Source organism: Mesorhizobium maamorense (assembly GCF_044998965.1).
In the GTDB taxonomy this organism is placed as follows: Bacteria; Pseudomonadota; Alphaproteobacteria; order Rhizobiales; family Rhizobiaceae; genus Mesorhizobium.
In genome coordinates this window covers 3,139,070-3,157,829 of the sequence record NZ_CP173356.1, presented here as the reverse complement: position 1 = coordinate 3,157,829, position 18,760 = coordinate 3,139,070, and the positions used below count along the sequence as shown (strand labels likewise).

14 protein-coding genes and 1 pseudogene are annotated in these 18,760 nt (G+C 64.5%); 9 read left to right on the top strand and 6 right to left on the bottom strand.

Going from position 1 to position 18,760, the window contains the following annotated elements:
* The first annotated feature begins 220 nt into the window (after nucleotides 1–220).
* The 4 genes from minC to ACIU1A_RS16020 all read left to right on the top strand — a co-directional run bounded on the left by minC (nucleotide 221) and on the right by ACIU1A_RS16020 (nucleotide 4,121).
* Nucleotides 221–1,066 (top strand): septum site-determining protein MinC, encoded by an 846-nt coding sequence (gene minC / locus ACIU1A_RS16035; RefSeq protein WP_404927724.1) that lies wholly within the window; start codon nucleotides 221–223, stop codon nucleotides 1,064–1,066.
* Between the two features lie 173 nt (nucleotides 1,067–1,239).
* Nucleotides 1,240–2,055 carry a septum site-determining protein MinD gene (gene minD / locus ACIU1A_RS16030; RefSeq protein ID WP_140500139.1) on the top strand — a complete coding sequence of 272 codons (816 nt, stop codon included), beginning with the start codon at nucleotides 1,240–1,242 and terminating at the stop codon, nucleotides 2,053–2,055.
* Nucleotides 2,052–2,324 (top strand): cell division topological specificity factor MinE, encoded by a 273-nt coding sequence (minE, locus tag ACIU1A_RS16025; RefSeq protein WP_140500137.1) that lies wholly within the window; start codon nucleotides 2,052–2,054, stop codon nucleotides 2,322–2,324. Before minD ends, minE begins: the two co-directional genes overlap by 4 nt.
* Before the next feature lie 339 nt (nucleotides 2,325–2,663).
* Complete coding sequence (locus tag ACIU1A_RS16020) at nucleotides 2,664–4,121, top strand: hypothetical protein (protein WP_404927723.1); 1,458 nt, start codon at nucleotides 2,664–2,666, stop codon at nucleotides 4,119–4,121.
* A gap of 167 nt (nucleotides 4,122–4,288) precedes the next feature.
* On the opposite strand, the gene ACIU1A_RS16015 is transcribed toward ACIU1A_RS16020, so the two are convergent.
* On the bottom strand, nucleotides 4,289–4,825 hold the full coding sequence (locus tag ACIU1A_RS16015; RefSeq protein WP_140582464.1) for a DUF6428 family protein: 537 nt from the start codon (nucleotides 4,823–4,825) through the stop codon (nucleotides 4,289–4,291).
* Between the two features lie 42 nt (nucleotides 4,826–4,867).
* Here ACIU1A_RS16015 and ACIU1A_RS16010 point away from each other — a divergent pair, with 42 nt between their 5' ends.
* From ACIU1A_RS16010 to ACIU1A_RS15995, 4 genes and pseudogenes are all read left to right on the top strand, one after another.
* Nucleotides 4,868–5,221, top strand: coding sequence for a helix-turn-helix transcriptional regulator (locus ACIU1A_RS16010; protein ID WP_140556429.1), 354 nt, complete (start codon nucleotides 4,868–4,870; stop codon nucleotides 5,219–5,221).
* Between the two features lie 85 nt (nucleotides 5,222–5,306).
* Nucleotides 5,307–5,720, top strand: a complete 414-nt coding sequence (gene arsC / locus ACIU1A_RS16005; protein ID WP_404927722.1) for an arsenate reductase (glutaredoxin) — start codon at nucleotides 5,307–5,309, stop codon at nucleotides 5,718–5,720.
* Nucleotides 5,701–6,938, top strand: a pseudogene (gene arsK, locus ACIU1A_RS16000) (arsenite efflux MFS transporter ArsK). Before arsC ends, arsK begins: the two are co-directional and overlap by 20 nt.
* Nucleotides 6,939–7,067: 129 nt before the next feature.
* A complete protein-coding gene (locus ACIU1A_RS15995; RefSeq protein WP_404927721.1) occupies nucleotides 7,068–7,949 on the top strand; it encodes an EamA family transporter in 882 nt (293 codons plus the stop codon).
* A 51-nt stretch (nucleotides 7,950–8,000) separates the two neighbouring features.
* Here ACIU1A_RS15995 and ACIU1A_RS15990 read toward each other — a convergent pair whose 3' ends face one another.
* Nucleotides 8,001–12,251 carry an autotransporter domain-containing protein gene (locus ACIU1A_RS15990; RefSeq protein WP_404927720.1) on the bottom strand — a complete coding sequence of 1,417 codons (4,251 nt, stop codon included), beginning with the start codon at nucleotides 12,249–12,251 and terminating at the stop codon, nucleotides 8,001–8,003.
* Nucleotides 12,252–12,461: 210 nt separating this feature from the next.
* Nucleotides 12,462–13,166, bottom strand: coding sequence for a helix-turn-helix transcriptional regulator (locus tag ACIU1A_RS15985; RefSeq protein WP_404927719.1), 705 nt, complete (start codon nucleotides 13,164–13,166; stop codon nucleotides 12,462–12,464).
* 454 nt (nucleotides 13,167–13,620) lie between these two features.
* Here ACIU1A_RS15985 and ACIU1A_RS15980 point away from each other — a divergent pair, with 454 nt between their 5' ends.
* A complete protein-coding gene (locus ACIU1A_RS15980) occupies nucleotides 13,621–14,757 on the top strand; it encodes a helix-turn-helix transcriptional regulator (RefSeq protein WP_404927718.1) in 1,137 nt (378 codons plus the stop codon).
* A gap of 148 nt (nucleotides 14,758–14,905) precedes the next feature.
* On the opposite strand, the gene ACIU1A_RS15975 is transcribed toward ACIU1A_RS15980, so the two are convergent.
* Genes ACIU1A_RS15975 through ACIU1A_RS15965 form a run of 3 tightly spaced genes read right to left on the bottom strand, consistent with a single transcriptional unit; the run spans nucleotide 14,906 to nucleotide 18,659 of the window.
* Complete coding sequence (locus ACIU1A_RS15975) at nucleotides 14,906–17,203, bottom strand: xanthine dehydrogenase family protein molybdopterin-binding subunit (RefSeq protein WP_404927717.1); 2,298 nt, start codon at nucleotides 17,201–17,203, stop codon at nucleotides 14,906–14,908.
* Entirely contained in the window at nucleotides 17,200–18,183 is a 984-nt protein-coding gene (locus ACIU1A_RS15970) for a xanthine dehydrogenase family protein subunit M (RefSeq protein WP_140879035.1), read from the bottom strand. The genes ACIU1A_RS15975 and ACIU1A_RS15970 overlap by 4 nt, the downstream gene beginning before the upstream one ends.
* Nucleotides 18,180–18,659 (bottom strand): (2Fe-2S)-binding protein, encoded by a 480-nt coding sequence (locus ACIU1A_RS15965; RefSeq protein ID WP_140500117.1) that lies wholly within the window; start codon nucleotides 18,657–18,659, stop codon nucleotides 18,180–18,182. The genes ACIU1A_RS15970 and ACIU1A_RS15965 overlap by 4 nt, the downstream gene beginning before the upstream one ends.
* Nucleotides 18,660–18,760 lie beyond the last annotated feature (101 nt).

Sequence of the window (18,760 nt, the reverse complement as noted above, 5' to 3'; positions counted from 1 at the left end):
ATGGCGCATTTTGAGATCTAGCTTGTCGATTGAACGGCGGTAATCCGCTTGCTGACGCGGCGCTATCAACACATTCCGCGTGTTGTCAGCCGGCATCCGCAACTGGCGGTTAGCCGACCCTCTAATTTCTGGCGGCTTCCAAGGTGCCAGCCGTCTTTATTAACCATTTGTTAACCATTCGGCCGGCACCCTTTAACCGTTGAGTAAGGATTCGCCAGCCGTGACCTTTGCCGCTCCCCTGGAGACCAAATCCATTCGCTTTCGCGCCCGTTCGTTCGTCGCTTTCACGCTGACGCCGGAGGCGCCGATCGGTACTTGGTTGGAGGGGCTGGATCATTGGATCGGCAATTCGCCGGGCTATTTCTCAGGGCGGCCGGTGGTGCTCGATCTCAATGCGCTGAAGCCTGCGGCCGACGAGATCGCGGCGCTGGTCGCTTCGCTCGGCACGCGTGGCATCCGGGTCTATGCCATCGAGCTCGAAGGGGCCTCGCTCGGGCCCGAACTGCCGCCGCTGCTGGCCGGCGCCAAGGAGGCCACTTCAGATGGCCTGCTGGCGCAGCCCGGCCGCAACGGCAAGGCAGGCCTGGCGGAAGAGGCCGGCAAGACGGAAGCGGTGTCTTCGGAACGCGGCAAGGAAACGGGCAAGCCCGACGAGGGCAGGGCCGAGGCTGGAAGGGTCAGGGCGGCCAAGGCGGCCAAGACAGAACAGCAAGCCGGCGCGGCGGAGCCGGCCCTGGCCGGAACGCTGATGGTCAAGTCGCCCCTTCGCTCGGGCCAGTCGATCTTTCATCCGCATGGCGATGTCATCGTGCTTGGATCGGTCGCTTCCGGTTCCGAGATCATTGCGGCGGGCTCGATCCATGTCTACGGCACGCTGCGCGGCCGCGCCATTGCGGGCTCGGAAGGCAATATTTCGGCGCGCATCTTCTGCCGCAGGAACGAGGCCGAACTGCTCGCCATCGACGGCTGGTACACCACGGCGGAGGACATGGAAGGCGCCTCGCGCGGCAAGCCGGTGCAGGCCTTCCTCGAAAACGACGTGCTGCGCGTCGTGCCGCTGAACTAGGGCGCCGGGATGAAAACGCCGAACCAGTTCTCGTCTTGCTCGATCGCGAACAGGACGCTCAGGTCCGCAAGGTTGGGACCGGTTTCGCGTGGGATGATGGCAGGTTCCAACAATAGCCGTGCGACGCACGGAGCGATAACAAACGACAACATCAGGCGACGGAGGCTTTTTTCATGGGCAAGGTAGTGGTGGTCACCTCAGGCAAGGGAGGTGTCGGCAAGACGACCTCGACGGCCGCATTGGGGGCCGCGGTCGCCAGGACCGGCAAGAAAGTGGCGCTGGTCGATTTCGACGTCGGCCTGCGCAATCTCGACCTGATCATGGGCGCCGAACGGCGCGTGGTGTTCGACCTCGTCAATGTCATCCAGGGCACGGCCAAGCTGTCGCAGGCGCTGATCCGCGACAAGCGCGTCGACACGCTGTTCCTGCTGCCGGCCTCGCAGACGCGCGACAAGGACGCGCTGACCGAAGAAGGTGTCGGCGAGGTGATCGAGAAGCTGCGCTCGGTGTTCGACTATGTGTTCTGCGACAGCCCGGCCGGCATCGAACGCGGCGCGCAGCTCGCCATGCGCTTCGCCGACGAGGCGGTCATCGTCACCAATCCGGAAGTGTCGTCGGTGCGCGATTCCGACCGCATCATCGGCCTGCTCGACGCCCGCACCATGCGCGCCGAGCAGGGCGAGCAGATCGCCAAGCACGTGCTGGTGACGCGTTACGATGCCGGCCGCGCGGCTCGCGGGGAGATGCTGTCCATCGACGACGTGCTGGAAATCCTGTCGGTGCCGCTGCTCGGCATCATACCGGAGAGCCAGGATGTGCTCAGGGCCTCCAATCTCGGTTCGCCGGTGACGCTGAGCGATCCGCTGAACGCCGCCGCCAAGGCCTATATCGAAGCGGCACGGCGGCTGGAAGGCGAAGACCTGCCGGTCGTGGTTCCCTTCGAGCGCAAGGGCTTCCTCGACAGGCTGCTCGGAAGGAGGGCGGCATGAACATTCTCGACCTCTTCAAGCGGCGCTCCAGCGCGCCCGTGGCGCGTGAGCGGCTGCAGGTGCTGCTCGCCTACGAACGCCGCAGCCGTGGCCAGCCCGATCTCGTCTCCGTGCTGCGCGAGGAGATCATGGCCGTCATCGCCAAGCACGTGCAGATCGACCAGGACTATCTGCAAATCTCGATGGACCGCGGCGAGACCATGTCGACGCTGGAAATCGACATCCAGATCCCCAACAAAAGCGCCGTGCCGCTGGCCATGGCGGGCTGACTTTTACCCTCCCCTTGTGGGGAGGGTCGCTGCAAGCAGCGGGCGGAGTTGGCGCGGCGCTACAGGACGAGCATCCTCCAGCGCCAGCGCCCTCAGTCCTACCTTCCACGAGGGAAGTAGGAGCCAGGATTTCCCGCATTCAGATTCCACCCAGAAATCGGGTGCGTCAATTCTGCAAAAAGACGGCCGTGGCATTGGTTGCCCGCCGCATCCCAACCCCAAATGTCCAACTTTACGCTCCCCCTAATGGGGGGCTTCCCCTGCGCAATCAGTGGATGTAAGCATACATATTAGCCAATTATTAAATACTGAATGGGGTATGCGTAAAGGGCATTCGTTATGAATTTCAAGGGTCTGATCAAGCGTGCCGAAGACGTAGATGATGCACTCCAGGAGCTGCAGGCCGATCTGGCGGACGCTCTGGATGCCAGCCTCGATACCGAATACGACGCGCCGCCGGACAGCGGCTATATCCCAGATTCCGCGGCAGGAGCCGAGGCCTCGGCACCTGAGGCCAATGCGGCAGATGCGGATAATCCGGACGGCGCGGGCAACGCCGACGCCACCGAAACCACGCCACGACTGACGCCCCATACCCAGACCCGGATGGCGGCGCTGAGTGCCTTCGAAGGGATGTTCCACGACGCCAGGGATTATCTGGACGAGATCAACGGCAAATTGTCGGAGATCGCTACCTCACACCATTTGACGCGCGAATTCCTCAACATCCTCCACACCGATATTCTTCGCGCCAACGAGCTGGAGCTCGCAAATGGCGACCTGGTCGCGGAACAAAGAACGCTGTCGGAAAAGCTGCACGACACGGCAAGAAAGCTGCGCGAGCGTGAAAGCGCCTGCGAATTGCTGCAACAGCGCGAGACAAGCCTGGTCCAGGACAGGGAGGCGCTTCGCGCAGCGCTCGCAGCGGCCAGGCTGGAACTTGCCGAGACGGCCAATGCGAGCGCAAAACGCGACGCGGAGTTCGGCGACATCGCCAAGCGGCTGACGGCCAGGGCGGTCGAGGCCAACAGGCGCCTGCGCGAGAGCAAGATGCTGCGGGAAAAACATGTCAGCCTGTCGATCGAGCTCGACAAGGCGCTGAAGCGGGAAACCCAGACGCGCCACAGGCTCGACGAGCTCTCGACGATCCATGCCAGCGAAGCAGCGCGGCTTGCCGAACTGCTGACCGCGCTCGGCAAGAGCGAAAAGGAGGAGATAAGGCTCCAGAAGTCACTCGAGACCGCGCAGGCGAAGCTGTCGGAAATGACCGAAGCGGCCAGCATGATGGAAGGCGACAGGCAAGCTGAACTCGCCCGCAGCCAGACGGAAATGCGCGGATTGCGTTCCGAGATCCAGGACCTGCAATCACGGCTGGAGCGGGCCTCGCACGAGAACAGCGAGGCCACAGCCGAGATCGCTAGGCTCAAGACCGACTTGAACGACACGCTGGCCGAAAAGAAAATCGCCGATCAAAGGTTGTCCTCGCTCACCGACGAGAACGAAAACGACAAGACGAGCCTTTCGAAAGCGAACGCCAATCTTTCGCAGCTTGCGCTGCAACAAGCATCGGAACAGATACAGCTGGATGTCCAGAGGCAGGAATGCGAGGACCTCAAAGCTGAAATCGCGTCGCTCAACGCGCGGATCAAGGAATTGCTGCCTTACGAGCGGCTTCACAAGGCCACCAACGGCAGATCGCGCGAGGCCGACGTGGTCGACATCGCCGCCGTTGTGGCGGAGAAAGCCCGTGGAACGGGCAGGCGGCGCATCCGCAGGAACCTCCGCGCCACGCCGTAGCTCATTTCGCCGGCATGGCCGCAGGTCCCGCTGCGGGGCAGCGTTCCGCGCCCGCTGCCTCAACGCGATCGCACGCCGCCGCCGCGGCGCAAATCGCTGAACTGAGCGAGCGGAAGGCTGTCTTGGCCGTCAAGACGGCGCCAAGCCATCTGCTCGGCTGCGACGCGTTAGCCGCAGCAAGGTTGGGGTCCGGCCGAAGGTCCGCAGCAGGCCTTGGCTTTCCTCTCCTCCTCCAGCCAGCGGTCGCGCGGCTTGCAGCTTGCCGGCCGCGGCGAAAGCTCGACATGCACCGCATCACCCGCGAGCCGGGGGAGCGCGGCGCGGTAGAGCTGCATCGGGCGCACGCCGTCGCTGACTTCGAAAGTGAGCTTGGCGGAATGGTCGAGCCCGACATGCTCTGTCACCTTGCGGATGATCGCCGAGAATTTCCCGGCCGGCATATGCGTGCGGTCCTCCTCGACGTCCCAGAGCTGCACGAAGATCTCGGCCCAGGATTCCGGGTTTGCACCGCAGTCCAGCGCAGCGAACTGGCCGGCTTTCACTTCGGTGACGTGGTAGCCAGGTCGCACCGGCCGGCCGTCATAGAAGAACACCAGCGGCCGGTCCTTGTAGCCCGCCAGAAACTCCAGCAGGCCAGCGATGGTGATGTCGTCGGGATCAACGACGTCAGCGGGTTCAAATTCCCGATTGTCAGAAACGAGCATGTGCGGTAATCCTTGTTTCAACGTTTTTAGGATTGTTGAAATATGGATGAACGTCAAGCCCTTTCCGCCTTTGCGGCCCTTTCGCAAGAAACTCGCCTGCGCATCCTGCGGCATCTGGTGATTGCCGGTCCGGACGGGATTGCCGCCGGCGCCATCGCCGAAAAAGTCGAGGTCTCGGCCTCGAATGTAAGCTTCCACCTGAAGGAGCTCGAGCGGGCAGGGCTGATCAGCGTGCGGCGCGATTCGCGCTCCATGGTCTACAGCGCCGAATATGACGCGTTGAGCGGCCTCATCCGTTTCCTGATGGAGGATTGCTGCTCCGGCCGGCTGGAGATCCGCGCTTCGGCGTTGGCTCCAGACTGCTGCGCCGCCGATGTGAAGGGACCGGTTCAGTGATCGTCGCGCCGACAGCCCGGGCGATCGTCCCGACCGCGCCGCATCAGCAATCCGAAATCCAACCTCTTGCCGTCGAGGCCAAGCCATGACCGTTACTATCTACCACAATCCCGACTGCGGCACCTCGCGCAACACGCTTGCCATGATCCAGGCGAGCGGCGAGAAGCCTGACGTCATCGAGTATCTGAATCATCCGCCCAGCCGGGACCGCTTGCGCCAGCTGGTCGCCGCCATGGGAATTCCCGCGCGCGCCCTGCTGCGCGAAAAGGGTACGCCCTATGCCGAACTCGGCCTGAGTGACGCCAAATGGACCGATGAACAGCTGATCGACGCCATGCTGAGGCATCCGATCCTGATCAACCGGCCGATCGTCGAGACGCCCAAGGGGACGCGGCTGTGCCGTCCGTCCGAGCTCGTGCTCGATCTGCTCGACCATCCGGTGGTCCGCTTCACCAAGGAAGATGGCGAGGTAGTGAACCATGACCGTGGTATCACGTGATCGAAGCCTTTCCGATCTCGAAGTCCCGGAGCGCTCGCCGCTGGCCGCCATTGCCGCCCTCGGCGTCACCCAGATCATCGGCTACGGCACGCTGTACTACAGTTTCAGCATTCTCGCCGCCGATATGGCCAGGGATCTGGGCTGGCCGACCGAATGGATTTTCGGCGCGCTCTCGGCGGCTCTGCTGGTTGGCGGGCTGACGGCGCCCTGGCTCGGAAACTGGATCGACCGCTTCGGCGCCGGCAAGATCATGACCGTCGGCTCGATCCTTGCCGCGGCTGCGCTCGCCGCCTGTGCCTACGCGCCGGCGGCCGGGGCCTTCGTGGCGGCGCTGATCGTGCTGGAAGTGGCATCGAACCTGGTCCAGTGCGGCGCCGCTTTCGCGCTGCTTGTGCAGATAAGGCCGCGTGCAGCGCAACGCAGCATCACCTATCTCACCCTCATCGCCGGCTTCGCATCGACCGTGTTCTGGCCGATCACCTCGGCCCTGCACGCGCAGATGTCATGGCGAACCGTCTATCTCGTCTTCGCGGGGCTGAACCTGCTCGTCTGCCTGCCGCTGCACGCCTGGCTCTCGCACGGCCTGGCCAAGAGCAGGCGCTCGGCGACCGAGCCGCCACGGCATGTCCAGGGATCGCTTCCGGCCTCGGCGCGGCCGCTCGGCTTCGCGTTGATGGTCATCGCCTTCTCGCTGCAGAACCTGCTTGGCGCCGCTGTCCTGGTGCATATGGTGCCGCTGCTTTCCGGACTTGGCCTCGGGGCGACCGCTGCCGTCGTCGGAACGCTGTTCGGGCCCTCACAGGTGTTGAGCCGCTTCATCAACATGATCTTCGGTATCAACCTGCCGCCATTGACGCTGGCCATCATCTCGGCCGGCCTGATGACGAGCGGGGTCGTCGTGCTGAACTGCACGGCGCCTTCCGTCGCAGGCGCGATGGTTTTCGCCGTCGTGTTCGGCATGGGCAACGGGCTTTTCAGCATCGTCATCGGCGCCCTGCCGCTGACATTGTTCGGCAGTGTGGACTATGGCCGGCTGCAGGGCGCGTCACATCGGCCCGGCTGCTCGTTTCCGCCGTTGCACCCTTTGCGCTGGCCTTCGCCATCGTCCATGTCGGCATTGCCTTGTCGCTGGCGGCGATGGCATTTCTGGGCGGTGCCGCGCTGCTGGTCCTGACGTCGATCATGAGACTGCCGAACGCGCGCAACGGCCGCGTCTGAGGGCGGCCGGCTCGTCCGGCCCTTTCTTGCCCCATCGAGATGCCGGTCCTGCCTCACGACGGACGGGCCGGTTCGCCCTATCTCCCATGACGCAGCGTTTGCCTGATGGCGCACGGAGGACGGGATCAAGTGACATCGACGCCGGTTGTCGGTCGTGAAGCGGCGCCTTTGCCCGTGATGGCGCTGTTGGGGGCCATGGTGTCGATCCAGATCGGCGCTACTTTCGCCAAGAGCCTGTTTCCGGTGATCGGCGCGCAGGGCACGACGACGCTGAGGCTGGTCGTCGGCGCGCTGATGCTGATCGCCGTGCTGCGGCCCTGGCAGATGCGGCCTTCGCGCGCCACCATGCCGTGGCTGGTCGCTTATGGGGTAACGCTGTGCGCGCTCAACCTCCTGTTCTACGCCGCGCTCGCCACGATTCCGCTCGGCGTTGCGGTGGCGCTGGAGTTTTCGGGACCGCTGCTGGTGGCGACGCTGACCTCGCGGCGCGCCGGCGACTTTGCCTGGATCGCGTTGGCGGTCGCCGGCATCGTGCTGTTGTCGCCCTTCATCCGTTCGTTCCAGCCGCTCGATCCGACTGGGGTGATGCTGGCGCTGGCGGCCGGCGGTTTCTGGGCGCTCTACATCGTGCTGGCGCAGAAGGCGGGCGAGGAGCTCGGCACCCGCACCACCGCCTACGGCATGGCGATCGCCGCCGTGCTGGTGCTTCCTTTCGGCGTGGCGCAGGCGGGAGCTGGCCTTCTCGCGCCGTCGATCCTGGTCAGTGCCTTGCTCGTCGGCCTGTTCTCGAGCGCGCTGCCGTTCTTTCTGGAGATGGTGGCGCTGACCCGGATGCCGGCCCGCATCTACGGCACGCTGACCTGTCTGGAGCCAGGATTGGGCGCGCTGGCCGGCTTCCTGTTCCTGCATGAGAGCCTGACCGCGCCGCAACTGGCCGGCATCGCCGCCGTCATCGTCGCGGCCGCCGGGACCGCGCTGACCTCGAAGCCGCCGGTGCCGTCGCCGGAGTAGGGCGGATCAACGTGCAGGTTCGTGCTGCAAACCCGGTTTCGCCACCGTCGTTCAGAACTTCACGCCCAGATCGACCTTCGCGCCCTGGTCGACCGTGCCACTGCCGAACTGGCCGGTATAGGACAAGCCGAGCGTCGCATTGGCCGACATGTTGAGATCGAGGCCGGCCTCGATCACCGCGGCATCCCTGGCGATCGGCACGCCGGCGATGGTGAATTGATCGCCGCCGGCGAAGGCGAAGACCGAGGTCGGCGTGACATCGCCGAAGGCGTGACGCCAGCCGAGCATGCCGCGAGCGGTGGCATCGATGCCGCCAAGCGCGAAGTCGGTCGCACCGCGAAGGCCCAGCGTGGTGAAGGTGGCGTCGTTGTTTGTGCTGGCGCTGGTCGCCGCCGCGGCACCACCCGTTTCGGTGAAGCCGTCGCTGTGCACGCTGACATAGGCGAGGTTGGCGAAGGGTTCGAACTTGAAGCGGCCGGCATCAGCCTTGTAAGCGAGTTCGCCGAACACTTGCGCGGTGCCGGCATCGTAGTCGGCTGATAGTTGATCGGCAAAGCCGTTGAAAGCAACCGAGCGTCTGGTCGAGATGCTGCTCCAGCTATAAGCCGCTCCGCTGCGGAAGGCGATGGCGCCCCAGTTGGTGCCGCCATAGAGACCGAGATGATAGCTGTCGCGCTTGCCCGATGAATCGCGGTCGTCGGCATCGAAGGAGGAATGGCCGTAGCCGCCGATGAGGCCGACACGCCAGCCGCCGACCAAAGTGTCGGCGCCGGCCAGCAGGCCGCCGGTCGAGCGGTCGAAGGCGGCGGCATTGCCGTCGCTGTCGGTGTTGCTCCACGAACCGAACACCTGGCCCCAGACGGCGAAGCGGTCGGTATCGGCCGCCACCATTTCCGGTCCACCTTCGCCATAGGCCATGACCGGCAGCGCCGCCGCGCCGCCATCGCCAAAGGCAGCAGCAATGCGATTGCTGGCCGCGTCGCGGACGAAGCGGCTGTCTTCAAGCAGCATGCCCTTGGCCGAGGCATGGATTTCGCCGGAAAGCTGGTCGAAGGCGTCCTGGGCGGCTGCTTCGCTCGGCAAAGCAAATATGGCATCGAACAGCGGATTGCCGCTGCCAAGACTTTCGGCACCACCGCCGGTGGCGATCTGGTTTGGCGTCAGGCCGACCTCGGCGAAGGATTTTGCCTGCGTCGCGTCGAGATAGACATGCGTCGGGTCGTAACTCGCGAAAAGGCCGGTGAACGGGCCTAGGCCGCTGAGCGTGTAGGTGCCGGTGACGCCCATGTCTGCCTGCAGCACGGTGTAATGGGTGCCCGCCACGTAAGGTGCTGCGTCGGTCTTGATCACGTCGAGGACCGCACCGGCGGCGATCGTCGCCGTGCCCGTCGCGTGGATGAGATCGGACTGGCCGGTCGAGGTCAGCTCGACCTGGTAGATCGAGGCCGCCGCCTGGTCGAGATTGCCGGCGACGTGGAGCGCACCGATCGAATTACCGGGTGCGATGATGCCGCCCGACCGCGCCATGACACCGCCCACCGTGCCGTTGCCGCCCAGCGTGCCACCGAAGATCGTCACCAGCGAATTGGCCAGCGAACCATTTACGGCCAGCCGCCCGCCATCCACATTGGTGGCACCGGTGAAGCCGCTCGAATCGGCGGTGAGGTTCGTCGCGCCGGCGATCTGGTTGATTGTGCCCAGTCCGTTGATGCTAGCATTGAACGCATAGTTTGCATCGGTATGGTTGAAATTGAGCGCGCCGGTGCCGAGGCCGAATTGCAACGCGGCCGAATCGAGGACACCGGCAGTCGTCGCCGCGGCGCCTGCCGCGCCACCGATGTTAAGCGTGCCGGCGGAGCCGGCCTGGCTGGCGATCACGGTGGCGAAATCCACCAATGCGGTGCCGCCGTTCGAGAGCGTCACCGAAGCCGTGCCGCCGAAACCGATCGCCAAATCGCCGTGCATCTCCCACAGCGAAGTCGGGCCGTCGACCGTTGCCTGGCCCGTGGCATTGGCACCAATCGCCATGGCGGTGAGGCCGCCGGAGGCGATGCCGCCATTGGTGACGGCAAGAGTGCCACTTCCGAGGCCGCCAAGGAGCAGCCCATTCTTGTTGGTTAATTTCGAGCCCCCGTCGACGGCAACTGAGCCGGAGGCTGTTGCTGAACGGCCGATAAAAACGGAATCAGCATCTGCTGAGCCGCCGTTGGAGATGGAAAGCGTGGCGTGACCGTTGCCGCCGACGGCAAGAATGTCGTCGGTGCTCCAGGAAGATCCCGCTCCGTCAACGGTAGCGGTCGCCGTAGCGGTATCGAATTCGCCAAGGGTCGCCGCCTGGTTGAGCACTTGACCTTTGTTGGTGATGTGGAGCGCACCGGCGCCCTTGAAGCCGACGGACAGGTCGCCGGAATTCATCCAGGTCGAACCCTGCCCATCGACCGAGACCTCGCCGGCCGAACCGATTTCGAGCGCGACGAAGCCGTTGGTGTTGCTGACAATGCCGCCGTTCGAAATCGTCAGCGTGCCGGTGCCGCCGGAGCCAACAATGAGCTTTCCATTGTTCGTCCAGGAACCCGCGCTGTCGATCTCCGCAGTACCGATCGAGCCGGCGTCGTAGCCAAGGTAGCCCGAGTCATTGCTGACCTTGCCGCCGTTCGAGACTAGGAGCGCACCCTTGCTGGCACGGCCGACGTAGAGATTGCCGTTGTTCGTCCACTTCGATCCCGTACCGTCGACAGCCACCGTGCCGGTCGAGCCCGCCGTGTTGCTGATATAGCCCCAGTCATTGCTGACAACACCGCCGTTGGTGATCGATAAAGTGCCGGTGCCGAGATCGCCGACACCCAGGTTGGAACTGTTGCTCCAGGTCGAGCCGGCACCGTCGACGAATACCATGCCGGTCGAGCCCGCGTTCGCGCCAACAGTTGCCCAACTGTTGCTGACAGCGCCGCCTTGCGTGATCTGCAGAGCGCCCTTGCCGGAATCACCGACGATCAGCGACCCGCTGTTTGTCCAGGTTGAGTCGACGACTATCACGATGCCGGTCGAGCCCGCCGACTTGCCAACATAGGCCTTGTCATTGCTGACAGCGCCGCCGTTGCTGATCGCTAGGGTGCCGGTGCCGAAATCGCCGACAGCCAGGTCGGAACTGTTGGTCCAGGTCGAGCCGGCATTTTCGATGAACACGCTGCCGGTCGAGCCGGCATTCGCGCCAATAGTCCCCCCGCTGGAGCTGACGCCGCCGCCATGGCTGATCGCCAGAGTGCCGGTGCCGAAATCGCCGACACTCAGCGATCCGCTGTTTGTCCAGGTCGAGTTGTCGACGAACACCTTGCCGGTCGAACCCGCGGAGGCGCCAATATAACCTGAAGTATTGCTGACCTTTCCGCTGTTCGAGACCATCAACGTACCTGTCCCGGCGACGCCGACGGACAAGTTCCCACTGTTGAGCCAGGTTGAGCCGATGCCATCGACCATCACCTTACCGGCTGAATCGGTGCTGTAGCCCACCATGGCATCAGCATTGCTAACCACACCGCCGTTGGTGATTATCAACGCGCCGTCGCCATCATGGCCGACATAGAGCGTTCCATTGTTTGTCCAGGTGGCATCATCGATCGTCGCCGAGCCGATCGAATCTGAATATCGGCCAAGATAGGCGCTGTCGCTGATGACCTTACCGCCGTTGGAAACCGTTACCGCGCCAACGCCGGAACTGCCGACTGTGAGGCTATCAGTGTTAAGCCAAGTCGAGCCGGCGCCATCGATCTTTACGACGCCTTGAGCGTTGCTGCCGCCCGCAATAATACCCACAGCATCCGTCACGACACCGCCATTGAGGATATCGAGCGTAGCCAGCCCGAAACCACCAACCACCAGACTGCTGCTGGTCCACGAGGAACCCGCACCTGTTACGGTGACATCAGAAGTCGAGTTATCCCCCCAGGATAAGAATGCTCGGTTGGTCGTCAACGTGCCGCTCGAAATGACAAGACTGCCGTCCGAAGAAGCTACAAAGCCAAGGTAAATATCGTCCGCAAAAGCGGTGCCAGCGTTGATAACAGTCGGATTCGGTGTCGAATTGCTGATATATACAATATCGGCCGCCGTCGGCACTGACCCAGCGTTCCAGTTTCCGGCGGTAAACCAATCCGTGGAGGTGGTGCCGGTCCAGACATCGGCCGCCGTCGCGGCGATCGGCTGGCCGAGCCCGACCAGCGCCGTCGACGTCAGCGCCAGATATTTCCACGCGTTAGCCTTGCGGCCACCAAAACCATTCTGCGGCATCCAAACCCCTGACATGACAGTCGTTTCACCCTGAGGCTGACATGTCATTGGAGCCCCGGCTTGTCTTGGGCAGGGCCGCACTGGAATTGGACTGGAGCGAAAAGCCGTGCCTTTTGCGCGCACTGTGGCAGTTCTGCGCCACGACCGCGCAGGCGCTGCCCCACCGGCCGCTCAAAGAGAGAATCGGACTCCGCGCCAGGGCCGGCCAGAGAAAATGCCGCAACCTTATCTGGCGCTCGTCGGCGTGTAGCCGAAACGGCGACGAAAGCAGCGATTGAAGTACGATACATCGCTGAACCCGCTTGTCATTGCGATATCGCTGATCCGCATGTCGCTGTGTCTCTGCGAGAGCATCCTGTGGGCGCTCTGCAACCGCAGCTCGAGAACGCGCTCGGAGAAGCTCACTCCCGTCCCCTGAAGGAGATCGTGGACGTAGCGCGCCGACAGGGCGAGCTGTTGCGCGACACCTTGGGCGGAGATGCCAGGATCGGCGAAATCCTCGGCGATCGTTGCCAGGATCGCCTCCAGCCTGGCGGCGCGCAGGCCGCGAAGGCCCGCCAATTCGGCAGCCCGACCTTTCGCCCCGGTCACCAGGCCGATCAGGTCCACGATCGTGTCCGTCGCATGGGCTATGAGATCGGCCGAGGCGAGCGGGCTGCCGCTTTCAAGAAGCTGGCAATAGCGCTTGAGAAGATCGAGGGCTTCGTTGTCGGCGCCGATCTTCAACCCCAGCCTGTCGTCGATCTGCGGGAAGGCGCGCATGAGGACCGCGCGGGGGACGACCACATTGGTCCAGATATTGCTGTCGGCACCGGTCATTTTCAGCGCTTCCGAAGCCGTGACGAGGACGGCTTCTCCCCGACCGACAGCATATTCGCGGCCGACCTGTGCGCCGGACAACAGGGTGTCGGCGTTGTTGATCAGCAGCAAATAGCCATCATTGTCGTCCTCGGCGATGTTGCTCGCCTTCCTTGTCGCCTGCTTGATCGTTCCGAACATCTGACCGAGAACCAGTGAACCGACAGCCGTGGCTTCGATTGAGGCCTCGAAGGGCAGGTTTTCCGATATGCCGTATTCCACCGACCATATTTCCGCGACGTGAATGTCCTGCCACAGGGAAAATCGCTCGCGTTCGTCAAGATGCGGTGGCAACTGAGCCGATGAAAACACCGTCTTTCGCGACAATGGAAAACCTCGATAAAGTATCCGCGCTTAAAAAATACCGGTGGCCATACTTTTCATCGGCAGAATAACCGGCAACAGTGGCGGCTGGCATCAAGCAATCGAGTTGAATCTTAATTGAGATCGGCCAGGAGTGGCGTCATCCAAAAGTATGACGCCACAAAATTCTCCGAGGCGAGATCGCAGTGTGTCTGGAGGCGTGGTGGAGAGGCTGAGCAGCGAAGTTCTTGGTTCCATTATCGGCGATATTTACGATTGCGTTTTGAACCCGGAAGGCTGGGCCGGCGTCATGACCCGGATCACGACCGCCATGGACGCAGCCTATACAACCATCGCGCTCGCCAGCACCGCCGACAATCATGGCCGCTTCGCCGCTCAATCGCCCTGGGATCCCGTGCAAATGCGCGTGCTCCAGGATTATGACTTTGACGCAATTCCCGGTCTGAAGACGGCGGTTGTCGGAGATGTCGACACGCCCGTCGCGACGCTGTCGCTGATGAGCGAAGCCGAACTCGGGCAGACGGCATTTTTTCAGAACTGGGCCAAACCGCAGGGACTGCGCGAAGCCTGCATCACCAAATTCGTCCACACGTCGGACCGGATCGGGCTCATGGGTTGCACCACATGGGCCGACAGGGGGATCATATCAGCCGAAGACCAACATTTCCTGGCGTTGCTCTCGCCGCATCTGCGCCGTGCTTCCCTGATCGGAGACCTGCTCGACCAGGCTCGCGTTACCGCCAGCCTTTACCGCCAGGCGCTCGACAATCTCGCAGTGCCTGTCGTGCTTGCCGGCGCCAACGGGGCAATCCTCCATGCCAATGGCGCTGCCGAACGGATGTTGTCGGCACAAGGCCCCATTCTTTCCAGGAACGGCCTGCTCCAGGCGCAGAATCCGGCGGTCGCCCGCGCCCTGCTGGAAGCGATCGCCAGCGCCGCGAACGCGGATGCTTCGCTTGGCGCCCGGGGCATAGGACTGCCGGTCTCGGCCCCGGGCCAGCCGCCCGCCGTCGCCTATGTGCTGCCGCTGACCGAAGGAACCGCGCGCGCGGCTTTCCGGCCGGCATGCGCGGCTGTTTTTATATCGACCACCACGTCGGCTTCTCCTCTGCCAGAGGCCGTCCTGACCACGCTGTTCGACCTTACGCCCGCTGAGGCGCGGGTCCTGCTGCGGATCGGCAGCGGATTGTCGGCGTCGAAGAGCGCTTTGTCGCTCGGCATCGGCGAAAACACCTTGAAGACACACCTCAATCGTATCTTCGCCAAAACCGGGACGAGACGCCAAGCCGACCTCGTCAAGCTCGTCTCGGACATAGGCACGCCCCTGGCAGCGCATTGAGGCTGATGGCGTAGTCCGCAGCGCGAGATCGGCTCACCGCTTCCAGAGCGGCTCCGGCGCGAAGCGCTTGCCAGGATCGCGCCTGGCCGCCCCCCTCTGGCCTGCCGGCCATCTCCCCCTCAAGGGGGAGATTACTCGCTTCCACCGCTCAGATCAGCTTCTCCAGCGTGATCGGCAAATCGCGCACCCTTTTCCCCGTCGCGTGGAACACCGCGTTGGCGATCGCCGGCGCCACGCCGACGATGGGCAGTTCGCCGACGCCCTTGCCGCCGAGCACCGAGGAGTGCGGGTCGGGGATGCCGACCGAGATCACCTCGATGTCGGGAATGTCGGCATTGGTCGGCACCAGATAGTCGGCGAGGTTGTTGTTGACGATGCGGCCGTGGCGGCGGTCGATGATGCCTTCTTCCAGCAACGCCTGGCCGATGCCCATGATGATGCCGCCCTTCCACTGGCTTTCCGCCAGCTTCGGATTGTAGAGCCGTCCCGAATCCAGCGCCGACACGACGCGCGAGACGCGCACCGTGCCGAAATCCTCGTCGACGCGGACCTCGATGAAATGCGCGCACCAGGAGTGACGGGAATAGTCGCCTTCGGTGTGCGGCAGCGCCATGGCGATGGTGGTGTAGTTCCTGTAGCGGTCCTCGGCACTCGAATTGGCCGGCATGGTATCGCCTGTCGCCTCGATGCGATCGCGGCCGACGCTTTTGAGGAGCTCGGCGATCGACACATCGGGGCCGTCGCCACGCGGTGCGGTGATGCGGCCATTGGCGACGACCAGCGTGTTGGCCTGCAGCGCATGGAAGGGCGAGCGCGGGTCGCTGATCGCCAACCCGACCAACTGGTCGAGCGCCGAGGTCGCGGCCTTGTAGACGGCGCCCGTCATGACGCCGGCCAGGCGCGAGCCGCCGGCGACGCCGGCGCGGGGGAAGCGGGAATCGCCCAGCTTCACCACGACGTCGTCGGCCGGCACGCCCACCGTCTCGGCCGCCGTCTGCGCCAGGATGGTGTAGGTGCCCTGGCCCATGTCGATCGAAGAGCTTTCGACCTCCACCGAGCCGTCGGCCAGGATGCGCACGATCGCCTCGCCATAGGCGCGCCGCACCGGATAGGTACCGGCGGCTACGCCCCAGCCGATCAGCTGGTTGCCGTCGCGCATCGAACGCGGCTCCGGTGAGCGCCTGGCCCAGCCGAAGCGCTCGGCGCCCGTGGCAAAAGCCTCGCGCAACTGCCTGGTGGACCAGGCTTTTTTCACTTCCGGGTCCTGCTCGGCATAGTTCCGCAGCCGGATCTCCAGCGGGTCGATGCCAACCTCATAGGCGAGCTCGTCGATGGCGCTTTCGATGCCGAAGGCCGAAGGGTTCTCGCCCGGCGCGCGCATGGCGCCCGGCACCACGGAATTCACCCGCACGACGTTCTGCCGGGACGAAAAGTTCGGCGTCGCGTACATGATCGAGGTAACCGAGGCCAACGGCTCCACCCACATGCCATCGATCGACGTTTCATTGACGCCGCGATGCAAGATCGACTGGATTTTTCCTTCCGCATCCGCGCCGAGCGCCACCGTCTGGCGCGTCGCGGCGCGGCCGCCATAGCCGGTGAAGGTCTGCGGGCGCGTCATCACCAGGCGCACCGGCCGGCCGAGCATTTTGGCTGCACTCGCGGCAACCGCGCCGTGGCCGAGCGCCAGCGCCTTGGAGCCGAACCCGCCGCCAATATAGGGCGAGACCAGCCGCACATTCTCGAACGGCACACCGAACCATTCGGCATAGGTGCGCGCCATGCCGTCGAGCCACTGGCTCGGCTCCCAAACAGTGAGCCGGTCGCCCTCCCAGCGGGCGATCAGGCCGTGCGGCTCCATCGGCGCCTGGTATTCGCGCGGCGTGTTGTAGGCGGCGCAGATCCGGACCGGGGCGGACGCAAAGGCAGCCTGCGCGTCGCCCCATTCCTTGGTCATGGCCTCGATCGGAATGCCGTCGCCGGCTTTGGCATCGTTGAGGTCGACGATGGCCGGCGTCTCGTCATAGTCGACCTTGACGAGGGCCGCTGCCGCAACCGCCTGTTCGAAGGTTTCGGCGACCACGGCGGCGACATGCTGGCCCGAAAAGCTGATGTCGCGCGCCAGCGGGCAATAAGGCTTGTCGGGCGGGGGCGTGCCGAACCAGTCCGACGCGGTTTTCAGGGCCATGATGGTGTCCGGCGTCAGCACTTGCAGCACGCCGGGCGCCGCCTCAGCCTGCGCCGTATCGATGGCGCGCACCTTGCCGGACGCGATCGTGCTGTCGACCAGCACGGCGTAGGCCAGGTCTTCGAGCTGCTGTTCGACAGCGTATTTGGCCGCACCGGTGATCTTGGCCGGGCCGTCGACGCGCGACAGCCGGCCTCCGACGGCTTGTGCCAGCACGCCGTCGGAGGCGTCGCCATGTCTTGCGATGTGAACGGTCATGCCGCTTCTCCCAGTTTGAGGATCGCTCTGGCCACGACGCGCGGCGCGAGCTCGATCTTGTAGTGGTTGGCGCCATGGTCGACGGCGCCCTCGACGGCGAGCAGGCTGGCCGCGCGGACAGCCTTAGGCTCCAGCACCTTGCCTTTCAGCGCCTCTTCCACGGCGCGCGCCCGCCAGGGCTTCGTGGCAACGCCGCCGAGCGCGACGCGCAGGTCGCGGACGGTGCGCCCGTCGGCCTCGAGTTCGAGGCCGACGGCGGCACTGGCGGCGGCGAACTCATAAGACTGCCGGTCGCGGACCTTCACGTAGGTCGAGCGGCGGGCGGCGGCGGATCCGGGGACTTCGATGGCAGTGATCATCTCGCCCGGTTCGATCGCGTGTTCCTTCTGAGGCGTGGTGCCGGGCAGCAGGAAAAAGTCGTCGACCAAGACCCGGCGTTCGCCGAGATGGACCACCGCATCGAAGGCGACCAGCGCAGTGGCGAGGTCGCCGGGATAGGTGGCGATGCAGGCTTCGCTGGTGCCGAGCACCGCATGGCCCCTGGTGACGCCGCCGATCGCCGAACAGCCGCTGCCGGGCTCGCGCTTGTTGCAGGCGCCAAAATTCGAGGGATCGCGGAAATAGGGGCAGCGTGTGCGCTGCATCAGATTGCCGCCGACGGTCGCCATGTTGCGGAGTTGCGCCGAAGCCGCCTGCCACAGCGCCTCCGAGACAGCGGGAAAGCCGCCCTTGATGCCGGCATGGTCGGCGACATGGCTCATCCTGGCGAGCGCGCCGATGACGGCGCCGCGCTCGTCGATCTCGATGGTGTCCAGCCCCTTGAGATGGGTGATGTCGACCAAGCTGTCGGGCTCGGCGACGCCGCATTTGGCGAGGTCGATCAGCGTCGTGCCGCCGGCCAGCAGCATGGCGCCGGGCAGGGCGGCCGCCTGGCGTGCGGCGTCGACGGAGTTGGCGCGAAGATAGGAAAAATCCCTCATGACGCGGCCTCCAGCGCTGCTTGGCGCACGGCGGCGACGATGTGCGGATAAGCGCCGCAGCGGCAGAGATTGCCGGCCATGTATTCGCGGATCTCGTCATCGGAGCCGGCATGGCCCTCGCGGATGCAGGCGACCGCCGACATGATCTGGCCCGATGTGCAATAGCCGCACTGGAAGGCGTCCTGATCGAGGAAGGCAGCCTGCACGGGATGCAGTGCGCCCTCCCGTGCAAGCCCCTCTATGGTGGTGACGGTGCGGCCTTCGGCCTGTGCCGCGAGCGTCAGGCAAGCCAGCACGCGCTCGCCGTCGACATGCACGGTGCAGGCGCCGCACTGGCCGTGGTCGCAGCCCTTCTTGGTGCCTGTCAGGCCGAGGCGGTCGCGCAAGGCGTCGAGCAGCGTGACGCGCGGTTCGAGGTCCAGCGTATGCGGCTGGCCGTTGATATCGAGATGGACGGGGATTGTGGTGTTCGTCATGGGCGTCTGGCTCCAGTTGCTTGACGCTGAGGAAAATGAAGTGGTGTCGGGGCGGGGAAGGGCAAGGCGCAATGTGGTCAGCTTGGCCGATCTCCCCCGTA